This is a genomic window from Phormidium sp. CCY1219, from assembly GCF_055795085.1.
Genome location: NZ_JAYFEQ010000754.1, coordinates 1 through 261, shown reverse-complemented (window position 1 = coordinate 261; position 261 = coordinate 1). Strand labels below are relative to the sequence as shown.

The following is a 261-nucleotide window of genomic DNA, read 5'->3' as shown; positions in this document are numbered from 1 at the left end:
CAAGAAATACTGGCAAGCAATAGGGAATCGGCAATGGGTATTTGCAACACGAGCGGAATCAAACCCAATCAAATTGCAACTCCATGCTGAGACTCCGATTGTCAGACACGTTAAAGTCAAAGGCGAGGCCAGCCCATACGACGGCAATCTCAAATACTGGAGTACAAGAATGGGCAAACAACCTGGTGTTCCAACGAGAGTATCGAAGCTCTTGAAGAGACAAAAAGGGAAGTGTAACCACTGCGGACATTACTTTAGGGA

At 46.4% G+C, this 261-nt stretch carries 1 pseudogene; it reads left to right on the top strand.

Going from position 1 to position 261, the window contains the following annotated elements:
• Positions 1 to 261: pseudogene (locus AC0QH1_RS22835) on the top strand (group II intron reverse transcriptase/maturase); the annotation flags it as partial.